The sequence below is a fragment of the Taklimakanibacter albus genome, from assembly GCF_016595235.1.
GTDB classification, from domain to species: domain Bacteria; phylum Pseudomonadota; class Alphaproteobacteria; order Rhizobiales; family Aestuariivirgaceae; genus Taklimakanibacter; species Taklimakanibacter albus.
In genome coordinates this window covers 45,333-59,861 of record NZ_JAENHL010000004.1, presented here as the reverse complement: position 1 = coordinate 59,861, position 14,529 = coordinate 45,333, and the positions used below count along the sequence as shown (strand labels likewise).

At 62.4% G+C, this 14,529-nt stretch carries 14 protein-coding genes; 8 read left to right on the top strand and 6 right to left on the bottom strand.

The features are described from left to right. Positions 1-7 precede the first annotated feature (7 nt). Both JHL16_RS01600 and JHL16_RS01595 read right to left on the bottom strand, forming a co-directional pair. On the bottom strand, positions 8-724 hold the full coding sequence (locus JHL16_RS01600) for an alanyl-tRNA editing protein (protein ID WP_200183161.1): 717 nt from the start codon (positions 722-724) through the stop codon (positions 8-10). Further along, positions 724-1,770, bottom strand: coding sequence for a cysteine synthase A (locus JHL16_RS01595; protein ID WP_200183160.1), 1,047 nt, complete (start codon positions 1,768-1,770; stop codon positions 724-726). The genes JHL16_RS01600 and JHL16_RS01595 overlap by 1 nt, the downstream gene beginning before the upstream one ends. A gap of 185 nt (positions 1,771-1,955) precedes the next feature. On the opposite strand from JHL16_RS01595, the gene JHL16_RS01590 reads away from it, so the two are divergent. Then, a complete protein-coding gene (locus JHL16_RS01590; protein ID WP_200183159.1) occupies positions 1,956-2,924 on the top strand; it encodes a zinc metalloprotease in 969 nt (322 codons plus the stop codon). 10 nt (positions 2,925-2,934) lie between these two features. Here the strand turns inward: JHL16_RS01590 and JHL16_RS01585 are convergent, their stop codons facing one another. Then, positions 2,935-3,174, bottom strand: a complete 240-nt coding sequence (locus tag JHL16_RS01585) for a hypothetical protein (protein ID WP_200183158.1) — start codon at positions 3,172-3,174, stop codon at positions 2,935-2,937. A gap of 170 nt (positions 3,175-3,344) precedes the next feature. On the opposite strand from JHL16_RS01585, the gene JHL16_RS01580 reads away from it, so the two are divergent. The 4 genes from JHL16_RS01580 to JHL16_RS01565 all read left to right on the top strand — a co-directional run bounded on the left by JHL16_RS01580 (position 3,345) and on the right by JHL16_RS01565 (position 7,761). Further along, positions 3,345-4,370 carry a M12 family metallopeptidase gene (locus JHL16_RS01580; protein ID WP_200183157.1) on the top strand — a complete coding sequence of 342 codons (1,026 nt, stop codon included), beginning with the start codon at positions 3,345-3,347 and terminating at the stop codon, positions 4,368-4,370. Between the two features lie 49 nt (positions 4,371-4,419). Continuing rightward, entirely contained in the window at positions 4,420-5,445 is a 1,026-nt protein-coding gene (locus JHL16_RS01575; RefSeq protein WP_200183156.1) for a zinc metalloprotease, read from the top strand. Positions 5,446-5,520: 75 nt separating this feature from the next. Further along, positions 5,521-6,891: a CHASE2 domain-containing protein gene (locus JHL16_RS01570; protein ID WP_200183155.1), complete on the top strand. Its 1,371-nt coding sequence runs from the start codon at positions 5,521-5,523 to the stop codon at positions 6,889-6,891. 9 nt (positions 6,892-6,900) lie between these two features. Then, positions 6,901-7,761, top strand: coding sequence for a hypothetical protein (locus JHL16_RS01565; protein ID WP_200183154.1), 861 nt, complete (start codon positions 6,901-6,903; stop codon positions 7,759-7,761). Here JHL16_RS01565 and JHL16_RS01560 read toward each other — a convergent pair. Next, complete coding sequence (locus tag JHL16_RS01560; protein WP_200183153.1) at positions 7,758-8,663, bottom strand: nuclear transport factor 2 family protein; 906 nt, start codon at positions 8,661-8,663, stop codon at positions 7,758-7,760. The genes JHL16_RS01565 and JHL16_RS01560 overlap by 4 nt on opposite strands. Before the next feature lie 284 nt (positions 8,664-8,947). Between JHL16_RS01560 and JHL16_RS01555 the strand changes: the two genes are divergently transcribed. Next, entirely contained in the window at positions 8,948-9,658 is a 711-nt protein-coding gene (locus tag JHL16_RS01555; RefSeq protein WP_200183152.1) for a L,D-transpeptidase, read from the top strand. A gap of 67 nt (positions 9,659-9,725) precedes the next feature. Here JHL16_RS01555 and JHL16_RS01550 read toward each other — a convergent pair whose 3' ends face one another. Next, positions 9,726-11,963, bottom strand: coding sequence for a caspase family protein (locus JHL16_RS01550; protein ID WP_200183151.1), 2,238 nt, complete (start codon positions 11,961-11,963; stop codon positions 9,726-9,728). A gap of 192 nt (positions 11,964-12,155) precedes the next feature. Here JHL16_RS01550 and JHL16_RS01545 point away from each other — a divergent pair, with 192 nt between their 5' ends. Next, complete coding sequence (locus tag JHL16_RS01545; protein WP_200183150.1) at positions 12,156-12,692, top strand: class I SAM-dependent methyltransferase; 537 nt, start codon at positions 12,156-12,158, stop codon at positions 12,690-12,692. 21 nt (positions 12,693-12,713) lie between these two features. Next, on the top strand, positions 12,714-13,796 hold the full coding sequence (locus JHL16_RS01540) for a calcium:cation antiporter (protein WP_200183149.1): 1,083 nt from the start codon (positions 12,714-12,716) through the stop codon (positions 13,794-13,796). Between the two features lie 51 nt (positions 13,797-13,847). Here JHL16_RS01540 and JHL16_RS01535 read toward each other — a convergent pair whose 3' ends face one another. Continuing rightward, entirely contained in the window at positions 13,848-14,522 is a 675-nt protein-coding gene (locus tag JHL16_RS01535; protein ID WP_200183148.1) for a hydrolase, read from the bottom strand. Positions 14,523-14,529: the final 7 nt, after the last annotated feature.

Sequence of the window (14,529 nt, the reverse complement as noted above, 5' to 3'; positions counted from 1 at the left end):
TTTCCCGTTACGATGCGAAGGCCAGCCTGATGCGGCGGTTCATCTTGCCCTTGTTTTCGATCTTGACGACGGCGATCGCGCCGATGCCGCCCGTCGCTTTCAAATGCGTTCCGCCACAGGGCTGCAGATCGACACTGTCATTCTCGCCGATCGAGACGAGACGGATGCGCCCCGATCCGCGCGGCGGCTTCACCCACAAGGTGCGCACGAGATTGGGATTGGCGTCGAGCTCTTCCTCGGCGATCCAGCGCGTGGTGATCGGATGATCCTCCGTGATCCAGGTGTTGATCTTGGCGGCAAGCTCGTCCTTGGCCGGGATGTGGCCTTCCGGGATATCGAAATCGATGCGGCCGCCATCTTCGGTCAAGGCACTGCCGGTGACCGGGAAGGGTACCGCGGCGCACAGCAGATGCATCAGCGAATGGCAGCGCATATTGCGGTAGCGGTTGTCCCAGTCGAGCGCCACGGTGACGGGCGCGCCTTGGGCGAGCGTCACCGGAGCGGCCGGCACATGCACGACATTCTTCGCCTCGTCATAGACGGTGGTGGCGATCGGAACGACCGTGCCGTCGATGCTCAGGCTACCCTTGTCACCCGGCTGGCCGCCGGCGGTGGCGTAGAAGACCGTCTGGTCGAGCAGGATGCCGCCGCGCTCATTGATGCCGACGACCTTGGCGGCGCAGGATTTGAGATAGGCGTCGTCGCGAAAGAGCAGGGTGGTCATCAGGCGCTCACATCCTCGAACACCGTCGGCACATGGGCGATGCGCTCCTCGAGCCATTCGGGCACCGGCAGGCCCTTCTCGCGCAGGAATTCCGGGTTGAAGAGTTTCGACTGGTAGCGCGTGCCGTAGTCGCACAGCAGCGTGACGATCGTGTGGCCGGGGCCCATCTGCCGGGCGAGGCGGATGGCGCCCGCGACGTTGATGCCGGTCGAGCCGCCAAGGCAGAGGCCTTCGTCCTTCAGGAGATCGAAGACGAGCGGGATGGCTTCCTGATCGGTGATCTGGAAGGCGTCGTCGACCTTGGCGCCCTCGATGTTCTTGGTGATGCGGCCCTGGCCGATGCCTTCGGTGATAGAGGAGCCTTCCGCCTTGAGCTCGCCCGTCGTGTAGTAGCTGTAGAGGGCGGCGCCGAGGGGATCGGCGAGCGCGATGCGGATATTCTTGTTCTTGGCCTTGAGACCGTCCGAGACGCCGCCCAGCGTGCCGCCCGAGCCCACCGCCGAGACGAAGCCGTCGACCTTGCCGTCGGTCTGCTTCCAGATCTCCTGCGCGGTGGTTTCGATATGGGCCTGGCGGTTGGCGACATTGTCGAACTGGTTGGCCCAGATCGCGCCATTGGGCGATGTCCTGGCCAGGGTTTCGGCGAGGCGGCCGGAATATTTCACGTAGTTGTTGGGGTTCTTATACGCAACGGCCGGTACTTCGACGAGCTCGGCGCCCAGGAGACGGAGGGTGTCTTTCTTCTCCTGGCTCTGAGTCACCGGAATGACGATGACGGTCTTGAAGCCCATGGCGTTGGCGACCACCGCAAGACCGATGCCTGTATTGCCGGCGGTGCCTTCGACGATGGTGCCGCCCGGGCGCAACTGGCCCTTGGCGATCGCGTCCTTGATGATGAACAGCGCGGCGCGGTCCTTCACCGACTGGCCCGGATTCATGAATTCGGCCTTGCCCAGGATGGTGCAGCCGGTGAGCTCCGAGGCCTTCTTCAGTTTGATGAGGGGGGTGTTGCCAATCGCGGCGATGACATCCGGCTTAATATCCATGTGGACTCCGACAGGCTCAAAAGATGATACGCACCGATAACAGTTCCCTCCGGCGCGCGGAAGATCAGTATCTGGGATGCAGGCTCCTCAAATTCATCAGGCCGGCGCCTTGCGGTGAATTGGACATATTGTTATCCAGTTTCATCGCTTTCCGTTGCGATAGGTCGGTCTACAGGGAGTTGAATATGCCCCGCCTGAGCTTGGCCCCGGTTGTCATTGTTGCGGCTCTGATGTGCGGCCAGGCCGCGGCGGAGGACCTGCATTTATTCTCCGGCGGCGTCTCCCAGGATCATCTCAAGCGCCTGAAAGAAAAGACGAATATATTAGAATCATTGGGTAATTCCGATGCTTCCCGGGCCTTTTACGCGGGATTCTCGGTCTGGCCGCCGAGCTATGGGAAACTCAGGGTGTGCTTCTTTGGCGGCTCCGATGCGACCAATGCCACTGTCGCCGAAATAGCGGGACAATGGACCAACGCGGATGCCGGTCTGAGTTTCGATTTCGGTAAGGCGGACAAGCCGCGCCGATGCGGGAAGGCCGGTAAGCGCGAAAACCAGATTCGCATCTCCTATGAGCAACCGGGAGAGTGGTCCCATTTCGGCAAAAACGCCGTCGTTTTTGCCGGGCAGAATGATGCCTCTCTCAATCTGGAAGGCTTCAACAAGATCGCGCCTGACAAACTGCGGGAGGGGAAGGAGCGCGGCTCGATCCTGCATCAGTTCGGTCATGCCCTGGGACTGCTCGAGGAACATCAGAATCCCAATGGCGTGTGCGAGAAGGAATTCGACTGGAACTACATAACGTCGTACCTCACGGGCGGAGGGCTAATCCTTCCCGTTGAACTCGGCTGGTACGAGAAGATGACAGGCGCCGATGTCGTTGGCGTCGACTTTGACGCGAAATCCATCATGCTCTCGCCGCTCCCCGAGAAGTTCTTTCTAAAGGGCGCCGCGAGCCCGTGCTTCGTGAAGCAGTATAATAGCGAAATCACCGAACTGGACCGGAAGGCGGTCGTGAGCATGTATCCGGCAAGTAAGAAGGCGCGACGGGCGGCGTTCGAGAAGAACAAGGCCGCGCTTCAGAAGCTCATTCCTGCCGGCGAAAAAGGGCGCGCCGCGCGCGCTCTGATGAAGACGGTTTTCGGAAAGCCGTAGCCCAGAGGCTTCAGAATGTGTTGTTGGGCCTGAGCGTGATGGAGGGTGGAAGCTTGGCCTCCGGGATATAATGTGGATCGACCTTCTGGGCGATGCAGTCGCCGAGCATCAGGTAGTCGGAGTTCGGCATGTGGAACCAGCGGCGGAATTCTTCGGTGGTCATATGGCCATGAAGATAAATCTCCAGCACTTGCCGGCTGAAGGTATGAAGCCTCGGCGGCAGGCAGGATTCGATGTCGCGTAACTCCATAGCGCCATTTTGCAACTTTTCAGGCCCTCCGGCCAGCCTTGAGTTCGCACCGAGTTTGACGCCGTATGATCTCAGTTTCACCACCTTCCGCAACGATAACCTATTTTGTCGCTTCGCCTCTGTGTGGTAGATTCGTCTAGCCCTCGGAGGGGATCAACAGGGAGTTGTGCATGTCGGTTAAGAGGCTGGCCAGGGTCGTCGGTACCATGGCCATAGCGGCAGTCTGTTTGTCAGGCCAGGCCCAGGCCCATGATCCCCGAGGTATTGGCGCGGGCCTTCCCAAGGAGCATCTCAAGCGCATCGCCGAGCATATGAAGAATTTGGAATCATTGGATGATTCCGACGCTGCCCGCGGCATGTACTCGACCATGACGGTGTGGGCCCCGACCTATCCGAAGCTGCGCGTCTGCTTCTTCGGCGGAAACCCCGAGACCAATGCCGCGGTCGCCCGGGTGGCCAATCAGTGGGTCACCGACGAGGTCGGGCTCAAGCTCGATTTCGGCAAGGCCGACGCGCCGCGCCAATGCGAAGCCGCTTCCGGGCGCGAGAATCAGATCCGCATCTCCTACGACCAGCCCGGCTACTGGTCGCATATAGGCCAGAACGCCGTCGTCTATGCCAAACAGGAGGAGGCCTCGCTCAATCTCTCCGGCTTCGACAAGTTCAAGCCCGAGGAGCTGGCCCAGGGCGATATACGCGGCATCATCCTGCATGAATTCGGCCATGCTCTGGGTCTGCTGCATGAGCATCAGAGCCCCGCCGGCGGCTGCCAGAACGAGTTCAACTGGGATTTCATCAACAAGTATCTGAGCGGTCCGCCCAACAACTGGGACAAGCAGACCATCGACTTCAACATGCAGACCTATTTCGGCGACGATCTCAAGATGACGGACTTCGACCCGAAGTCAGTCATGCTCTATTCATTCTCGGACAGGTTCTATCTTAAGGGTTCAGACAGTCCGTGCTTCGCCGGCCATCCGAATGATGATATCTCGGCCGCCGACCACGGGACGCTGGCGCATATGTATCCGACCCAGGCGTCGGCACGGATGGAGGCGTTCGAGAAGAACAAGCAGGCCCTCGAGGCCATCGTCGCGAAAGCCGGCGATCAGGGCCGCAAGGGTGTGATGATCGATTTCGTCAAGGCGTTCTTCGAGCGCAAGGGCACCGCTGACGACCCTGATGACGGACAGTAGCTTTTTGACTAAACCCGACCTCAATTCAAACGCGAAGGAGACTGAGTGAATGGCGGCGTTAGGCGTTTCTAAATGGATCATCGCATCGGCTTTGGCCGTCGCGGCGGCTTCCGGCGCGGTCGCAGCGGAGAAGAATCCGCTGCTGGCGCGCGACGGCTTGCCGGACAAGTACATCAAGCGCATCAAGCAGTATCAGGCGGCGCTGAACAAGCTCGACGATTCCGATCAATCGAAGGGCATCTACCGCAACAGCACGCTGTGGGGCGCCAACTATCCCAAGATCCGCGTGTGCTTCCTGGAAGGCAGCCAGGCGCTGCGTGAAGTCGTCGCCAATGTCGCCAAGGAGTGGCAGGCGGAAGACAATTCCGTCCGCTTCGACTTCGGCAAGGCCGGCAAGCGGCGCACCTGCCAGCCCGAGAACGGCAAGGAGATGCAGATCCGCGTGTCGTTCAGCCAGGACGGCTACTGGTCACAGCTCGGCCAGAACAGCGTGGTCTTCGTCGATCAGAAAGAGCCCTCGCTCAATCTCGGCGGTTTCATGAATGTGACGCCGGACCAGCTGTCGGACTATGAGATCGGCACCATCCGTCACGAATTCGGCCATGCGCTCGGCATCGAGCATGAGCACCAGAATCCGAAAGGCGGCTGCGACAACGAATATAACTGGAACCTGATCTACAGCTATCTGGAAGGCCCGCCGAACAACTGGACCAAGGAGACCATCGACTGGAACCTGCGCCAGGCCTCGGGCGAGGATCTGCAGCTGACCAAGTTCGATAAGACCTCGGTCATGCTCTATCAGTTCCCGGCCGATTTCTACAAGAAGGGCGCCAAGAGCAAGTGCTTCGTGCCGGAGCCCAACTCGCAGATCTCGGCGGGCGACCGCGCCTTGATCGCGCAGATGTATCCGGCCAATGCGGCCTCCCGCCTCGAGAACTTCCAGGAGAACAAGGAGAAGTTCGAGGCGATCTGGAAGAAGGGCGACGAGAAGACGACCAAAGGCGTGATGTTCGACGCCGTGAAGGCCTTCTTCGACCGTCCGGGCACCAAGGACGATCCGGCTGAAGAGGATTGATCTCTGACACTAGGACGGGCCGGCAGACGACTGCCGGCCCGGATCCTGTTTGAAGGCTGAGGCAAGTGCCGGCACATGGCGGGCGGAACGAAGGCAGGTTTTTTTCGAAGCTGGCCGCGCTGGCTGTGGGCGATCCTCACCGCCGTGCTGGTCGCGCTGCTCACATTGCTGGGCGGCGGCAAGAGCATCACCACGGCCTATAAGAGCTTCACCGAGACCGACCGTATCATCGAGATTTCCGCGGCCCTGTCGGGCGCCGCCAAGAATTCATTGCCCGTCACGCTCATTAAGATCGACGACGAGACCATGGCGAATTGGGGCGGGCCGCCGATCACCCCGCATGCGGCCCTGGCCGAGCTGATCCGGACCGCCGAAGCCGGCGGCGCCAGCGCCGTCGTCGTCGATATCGATCTGGCGCCCGAGGATGCGACGACGCCGGCCGACCCCGCTCTCGCCGAAGCCATCCGCAGCTCAGCTTTGGGCGATCCGCCCTTGATGTTCGTCAGGAGCTTTCGCGCCGGCAGCGTCAGCGCCGATCAGCCGGAGCGCACGCCGACCATGACCAACTCGACGCCTTATGACAGTCTCTTCACGGAGACCGGCAAGGCCGTCTGGGTCAGCGTGCTGACGCCGCTCTCGGCCGATCGCATCGTCCGCCGGCTCAGGCTCTGGCAGACTTTGTGCGAGGGCGCCGACGGCGTGACCTATCCATCCCCGGCACTCGTCGCCGCCGCGAAATTCGATCCCGAAGGCGACCGCACGGGCGATCTCCGGCAGTTCCTCGGCGAGCAGGTCGACCGGCGCTGCAAGCGCATCGAGGCGGAGCCCAGCGTCTGGCCGCATCGATTGTCGTCGGATGTCGCCATCCAATACATGTTCAACGCTGATACCGATGAGGCGAGCGCCAAGACGATCGACTTCAGAGGCGTGCAGATGCCGGTGTTCAAGCAGATTCCGGCCTGGGCGCTGGTGCGCTACGAAGGCGGGAAAGCTTCGACGGCCGGCGATATCCACCCGGACGCCTTCCGGGATCGCGTCGTGGTCATCGGCGTCACTCACGCCAATTCGCATGACGTCTATGCGACACCGCTCGGCTCGCAGCCGGGCGCAGTGATCCTCGCCAATACCATTGCTGCCGCAACCGCCATGGCCACCATGCCCGAGGCCTCGCCCCTGGTGGAGATCCTCATCGCGGTAGCCATTTTTGCGGTGCTGGCCTTCATCTCCTACAATTTCCAGCTGGCACCCTCGGCCTTCATCGCCGGCCTCATCACGGTCGCCGTGGCCTTGATCCTGTCGCGCCTGTTTGGCTTTGAGGTCGCCATCCGCATCATCGCGGTCACGCTCACGCTGTTCATCCTGCACAAGTTCTTCGATTCACTAGCGGGCATCATCTATGACTGGAGCCACGGCAAGGGCTGGCGCTCCATGCTCAAGACGCATTAGGAGCCGATCGTGGCGCGGGTACTCGCTTATCTTCTGATCGTTCTGGGTGTTCTCATCACGGTGGCGCCGTCGCAGGCCCAGGACGTCCGGCCGGCCGGTTACATCATGGCCTATGAGCTGAAAGGCGCTGACGCCGAAAAGGGCACCGTCGTGGTGCGCAAAGGCGTCGAGCTCCAGCCCAAGCTCCTGATGCCGATCTTTGACGGTGATTCCGTCTTCATCCGCGACGAGACGAGCAAGATCACGTTGAGTCTGGCGCGCGAGGGCAATCTCGTCATCTCCGGCAAGCTCATGCGCAAGGACATCGCCGGCGAGATGGCGAGCGGCGATGACTCGTTCACCATCATCGAGCAGATCGTCGCCATCCTGGCCGGAAGAGGGGACGACGATTCCTTCTCGGTGCTGGTGTCGAAAGGCGCCGAGACCGGGGAGGCGATCAAGGTGCCGCTCGCGGTGCGCGGGCGCAATTATATCCTAGCCGGCGGCGAGCCGATACGCTTGGACTGGACCGGCGGTGAGGGGCCGTTCAGCGTGAAGATCGGCAATGGCAAGACCCTTACCCAGGACGCACGTGAGATCACGATCACCGCCGATGCGATGGCAGCCAGCAAATTTGCGGTGACGATCATCGATGCCAAGAAGCGCAAACTGCGCGTCGCCTTCGAGGTGAAGAAGGCATTGCCGAAGGTGCCGGACAAGGTCAAGGCGCGCGACACGAATGGTGAGATCGCCGCTGTGTGGATCGCTGGTCGCGATAACGGCGCCTGGCGCTTCGAGGCGGTCCGCCAATTGCGGGCGCTGCCGCAAAACGAAACGGTAGCCGGCCTTATTGTGGCTCTGGGGAAGGGGTGGTTGCCGAGAGAGCGCTAGTCGTTCGTCGTCGCCATCACCGCGGCCGTGTCGAAATACTCGTAGAACTCCACCACCTTGCCGCCGGCGAAGCGCCAGAGATCGGCCTTGGGCGACACGAAGGACTTGCCGGTTATCTTGTTGGTGAAAGAGACTTCGCCCAGCATCAGCACATAGGGGCCGGCGGCGACATACTCCCTCGCGTCGTAATAGTTCATCGAGAAGCTTTCGGCGAGGCCGCGAAAATAGTCGCCCACCTCGTCGCGGCTGCGGCCTGTGCGCAGAAAAGCCAGGGGATAGGCGCCGGCCGAGAGCGAGCCCCAGACGACATTGGGGGCGAGAATCTCCATGATCGATTGCGCGCTGGCGCCTTTCGTCTCAGCCCATTGCGCATAGAGATGCTTGAGCGTTTTCACATTGGCGCGTGTCGCGACGGTGATGCCGGTCTCGAGACGCGATGGGCCGGTGCCGTTGAAGGGCGTCGGATCGGCGGGGGCCGAGCACACGCCTTCGGTGGAGCAGGCGGAAAATGCCTGGTGATTGTCGAAGAACTCGTAGAAGTCGACGATCTTGCCGTCCTTGATGCGGATGACGTCGAGCTTCGGCGTGTGGACGGTCTTGCCGGTGTGCTTGTGCTTCCAGGCGCATTCGCAGACGACCGCGATGGTGTCGTCCTGCACCAGAAGCGTGCTGACATTGTAGAAGAGCATCTGCCAATCACGCGCCAGCTCGGCGAAATAGGCGCGGACATTGTCCTTGGCCTTGTGGGAGCGGGTGAACTCCATGACCTTCGCGCCGCCGCCGATCGACCGGAAGGTCGCATCGTCGGCCAAGAGCTCGAGGAAGCGTTCGCTCGTCGTGCCCTTGCCTTCGTCCCAGGCGCGGTAATGGGACCTCACGTCGTTTACGATCCTGGTCGCCATGCTGTCCTCCCATCGAGAGAAGCTTCACTATACACCCGACTGCCGTAGGGGCATATTGTCCAGTTGGAGGATGGTGTATGGGCCAAGAGCCCCGAGCTACCCGCCGAATGTGCTGTTGTCGATCTGCGCGAGCCTTCCTGCTCTGGCCGCCGCGCCACCATCTCCACACGTAATAATCGCGAAATATCAAATCGTTGTGATGTCGCCCCGCGACACGCCGGGATAAAGACTCTTGAATCTATTCCGGCTAGTTCTGAGGACCGGAATCAATCTCAAGGTGCCTCATGAATCGCCGGCAAATGCTCAGATTTTCGACTCTCTTCGGCGCTTGCGCGCTCGGCGCGCCGGCCGCACTCGCCATTACACATCCCGACGAGCAATTCCCTATCGATGAATCCGACGCCAATCTGGTGCCGGAGAAGTTTCGTCGCCAGGCGGTGAGCTATTCGGGTCCGGAGAAGCCGGGCACCATCGTGGTCGATACGGCCAACCGCTATCTCTATCTGGTGCAGCCCAATGGCGAGGCGTTGCGCTATGGCATCGGCGTCGGCCGCCAGGGCTTTTCCTGGTCGGGCCGAGCCGATGTGCGGTGGAAGCAGAAATGGCCGCGCTGGACGCCGCCCGCCGAAATGGTGAAGCGCGACGCCAACGCCGCCAGATGGGCGAATGGCATGCCGGGCGGCCCGACCAATCCGCTCGGCGCCAGGGCGCTTTATCTGTTCCAGGGCAAGGTCGATACCCTCTACCGGATCCATGGCACCGCCGATCCGCGCTCCATCGGCAAAGCGGTCTCCTCGGGCTGCATCCGTCTTCTCAATGTCGATGTCGCCGATCTCTATGAGCGCGTGAAGCCGGGCGCCCAAGTCGTCGTCAAGCAGAAGGGATCGCGAAATCCGACCCCGAAGCCAGTGAATCCGGCACCGCAGCTCCAGGCGCGCGAAGAGACGATCAAGCCGAAGGCGCAGATCGTGAAGCGCAATTTCAACCTGAACTGAAATCTGCCTGCATCACCACTTCAGGTCGCGCAGACCTGAAGTGATGGATGAGGTCGTGCGCCGTTTGTTACGGGCGCACGTCGAAGGTGAACAGGCTCGAAGTCATTGCCGGGCCGCCCGCTTCATCTTCATAAGTGGTCACGCCGCGCGTCGCCGAGCCGGTGATGCCGCCCAGAAGATTCTTGAGCGATTTGGCCTGTGGAGAGCCCCGGGTCGCCGATTCGACACTGCGGGTCTGCTGCATCGCCGACAAGGTCGGCTGGATCAGCGAGCACATGCTGGGGGCGATCTTCGAAGCGTCCTGCGGGATGGCGAGGATCACCGCATTCTCGGTGCCGATCGCCGCCGGGCGCTTGTCCTTCGCATCCCAGGTGTTGATCTGGATCGTATAGGTGACCTCACCCGATCCCGAATAAAGCGTGCGCACGCAGCCACGCGCTTTGTCCTGGCTCGACAGCGGCATCACGCCGCCCAGCGCATCGACGTAAAAGGCAGCGATGTAATAGGTCTGGTCCGTCTCGTTGGAGATCTTGAAGCGCACCGTGTCGCAATTGCCGACGCCTTGCGGTGAGAAGGCGGCGAGCGGCTTGCCTTGCGCGTTCTTGTCGGGCTTGGCGCAGGTGCTTGCCGGATCAGAGCTCTTGTCGCCCTTGCGCTCGATGGTGGCGGTGATCTCCGGCCGGTCGGTATTGGGATCCTGCGATGAGCCGACCGAGGAGGCGAAGCGGATCAACTTCTCGGCGCGCGACAGCGACCATACCGCCTGCTTGACCTTCTCGGCGAGCTTTTGCGGATCGTCGCCGATCGCGATCGATGGCGTCTCGCCGAAGCTTCCCGCTTTGGTGTCGAGCGGTCGGTCGGGACGCATGATCCACAAGCGGCCGTTCTGGGCCCTGAGCAGCACGTCGCCGTCGGGATTGCCCGGTTCACCCATATTGATGCCGATCTCGGCCGCGCCCGACTCCTTGCCGAAAGCGAGATCGACTGCCTTGGACACGGTGTCGGATTCCGCGCCGGCCTTGAGGTCGTCGGCGGGCGGCGGCGATACAGCATAGCGGAAGCTCACCGCCTGTTCGGTGAGTCTCACCGTGATCGGGCCGGAGGTGATCTTCTGAGCGCCATCCGTCCAGACGATGTTGCCGGCCTGGCTCGAGGCGGCTTCGGCGCTTACAATAATGGCCTTGCCGACCGGTGCGTCGCTCTTGCCCGGCGCATAGAGCTCGACCTTCGAGCCTTCCTCGAAGCCGTGCAGCACCCCCTGCGGCACCGCCACCGTGTCATCGGTGATGATCGAGGTGATGAGGCGTGGGCCCTTGCTGGCGGTGCCCGGAACGGCGCGGTCGAGCACGCCGTCGAAGACCGGCTGCGGCACGCGCCCGCCCGAGCGGTCGGTCTGCAGGTCGGCGGAGATCTCACGCGCCAGATCGGCGAAGGTCTGCGCCGTGCCCTGGGTCAGTGCGTGATGGAGCGCGTTGGTGAAGACGCCCATGCGCTGGGTCTTGCCGTCACCCACCATCGGCAGGCTGTAGCCGGTGAAGGGGCGCTCGATCGCCTCGTCGAAGGCATCGACCGCATAGAAGCCGACGAGGTCGCTCTGATTGGTGACGCTAAGGGCGCCTTTGCGAGTGCCGCCGCGTGTGGCATTGGCCGTGGTCGCCGCGGGCTTGTCGGGGACGCCGAGCGTCGCCGGATCGATCGAGCGGGTGACGCTGTCGCCGCGGGTCACCGTGCCGGAATTGCAGGAATCGATGATCGCCCAGACGAAGCTGCCCTTGGCGCGGATGGCGTCGAGCTTCTGGCCCAATTCGTCATCGACGAGGGCGTTCTTGATGCCGCCGCCAGTCGGGTCATAGGGGCCGGTATTGGACGGCAGCAGGACCTGGTCGTAGCCGTCGGCCTCAGGCTCGATCTCGGCGGCGGGATCGTTGTCCGGCTGGCGCGTGCCGTGGCCCGAATAATAGAAGATGAAGTCGTCTTCGGGCCCGGTCTCGGCGGCGATCTTGTCGAAGGCGGCGCGGATGTTCTCGATGGTGGCCGGTCCGTTCATGGCCGGATATTCGGCGCCTTCCGGAATGCCGTCGCTCAGCACGGTAATATCCTTGGGATCGACGCCGCGCGACTTGAACAGCCGCCACATGATGGAAACATCGTTGCGGGGGCCCAGAAGGTCGCGGATTCCCGAATCCTCATTGTAATCGGCGACGCCGATCAGCAGCATCCGCGTCTTGGCCTCGGCCAGATTGGGCAAAGCGGTGAGGGCGAGGAGGGCACTCGCCGTGCCGGCCATCAGGTACTTCTTCATCATGGGGGTTATCGCACCAAGGCTGTGGAAGGAATCGGGATGTATCAAACATGCAGCGGGCCGTTCATCACATGAGCGGCACCACCCGGCAATTCTAATGCTCTGTGCCCTTTGGGCAAGTTACTTATCGCCCGGCTTTGTGGCGGCAGAACGGACAAAGGCGGCCGGATTTGAGACGTTCCGTTGGCCAGGCGGATGGGCGATAGTGGCGGAATGGCATCCAGGATCCCCGAACGAATCGGCTGGGCGGTCGAGACCCTGGCGGTCCGGCCTTCAGATGAGCTGCTCGAGGTCGGGTGCGGCAAGGGTCTGGCGGTATCCCTGATTGTGCCCTGCCTGAAGAGCGGGCGCATCCTCGCCATCGACCGCTCGGCCACCGGCATCGCCGTGGCCCGTAAAACAGGCCGGGACTGGGAAACGACCGGCAAGGCGCTCTTCCGCCACGCGGCGCTGGCCGATCTGGGCAGCGCCGACGGCCCGTTCGACAAGGTCTTCGCCATCAACGTCAATGTGTTCTGGACCGATCCCCGAGCTGAGCTGCCGGTCGTCAGGAAATTGTTGAAGAAGGCGGGCAGGCTTTTTCTCTTCTATGAACCACCGGCGGCGATACAGCGGAGCCGGATTGCCGACCTCGTCCGGGAAAAGCTCGCGGGTTCGGGCTTGACGGTCACGAAGACTGTCCAGAAAGATGACGGCGCTCCGCTTCTCTGCCTCACCTGTGGATTGTCTTAAGCCTCGAAGAACGGATTGATCATGCTGCGCGACTATCTGCCCATCTGGACCTGGCTCAGCCCGATTGCGGGCTGGCTGCTGCTTGCCGTGTCGCTCGGCTTCTCGCATCCGCTGTATGACATTGCGATTGGCGCCGGGCTCGTCGCCTGCGTGCTGGCGGCGGTGCATCACGCCGAGGTCGTCGCCCATCGGGTCGGCGAACCGTTCGGCACGCTGGTGCTGGCGCTGGCGGTGACGGTGATCGAGGTGGCGCTCATCGTTTCGCTGATGCTGGCGGGCGGCGAGACGACGGCGGCGCTGGCGCGCGACACGATCTTCGCCGCCATCATGATCATCCTCAACGGCATGGTGGGCATCTGCCTTCTGGTCGGCGGATCGCGCCATGGCGAGCAGGCCTTCGGGCTTTATGGCGTCAACGCCGCGCTGGCGACGCTTGCCGCCATGTCGGTCATCACGCTGATTCTGCCCAATGCGACGACGACGGTCGCGGGGCCGATCTATTCGCCGGGCCAGCTCATCATGATCGCGATCGCCTCGCTGACGCTCTATGGCGCCTTCGTGCTGGTGCAGACAGTGCGGCACCGCGACTATTTCCTGCCGGAAGGCCAAGCGGCACGTGACGAGGCGGCGCATGCACCGCCGCCGAGCCGCAGCACCGCGCTGTTCAGCGGCGGACTTCTCATCATCTGCCTCGGCGCCGTCGTGCTGCTCGCCAAGGCGCTGTCGCCCACGATCGAAGCCGCCGTCTCGGCGGCAGGGGCGCCCAAGGCCGTCGTCGGCATCATCATCGCCGCCATCGTGCTTCTCCCCGAAAGCGTCGCGGCGCTGAAGGCCGCCCGGTACAACCGTCTGCAGACGAGCCTCAATCTGGCGCTCGGCTCGGCACTGGCCTCGATCGGGCTCACCATTCCGGCGGTGGCGATGGTGGCGGTCGCCACTGGATGGACGCTGGTGCTGGGGCTCGATCACAAAGGCATGGTGCTGCTGGCGCTGTCGCTGCTGGTCGCCACCTTGTCGCTCGGCACCGGACGGACGACCGTGTTGCAAGGCGCGGTTCATCTCGTCATTTTCGCGGTCTATCTGTTCACGACCGTCGTGCCGTAAGGTGCAATGTAGAATGCGGCCATGGGTCGTCGCCATGGCCGTCTGTTTTCATTACTTGCGCTGCGAGTCGAGCTGCTCGTGGTTCTTCTCGACTTCTTGCGCCTTGAGATAGCTTTCGATCAGCAGCTGATATTCCGGGAAGATCTTGGTGTAGATCTCAGCCCATTGCTGCGCGTCGTCGCGATGCCAGGTGCGCTGCAGTTCGGAGGCGACGGCCGCGGTGTCGATCGGCACGACGCCGGCCTGGACGACGCGGGCAAGCGTGATCTCCTGCGCCATCTTTGAATATGTGCCCGACGCATCGACGACGGCGAAGACCTTGTAGCCGTCCTGGACCGCGCTGATAGCTGGGAAAGCCATGCAGACGCTGGTGATGGTGCCGGCGATGATCAATGTCTTGCGCTTCGTCGCCTTCACCGCGGCGACGAAATCGGGATTGTCCCAGGCATTGATCTCGCCTTTGCGCGCGACATACTGCGCATGCGGCGCGTTCTGGTGGATCTCCGGGATCAGCGGTCCATTCGGGCCTTGCGGCACCGAGGCGGTGGTGATGACCGGCAGCTTGGCGAGGCTCGCCATACGGGCGAGCGCCGCCGCGTGGTTGCGCAGTACCGGCATCGGCATGTCGTTGACGGTCTGGAACAGACCGCTCTGGTGGTCGATGAGCAGCATCACCGCATCATCGGGATCGATCACGGGACGTTTTCCGTCGAAATTGGCAATCATGATGGTC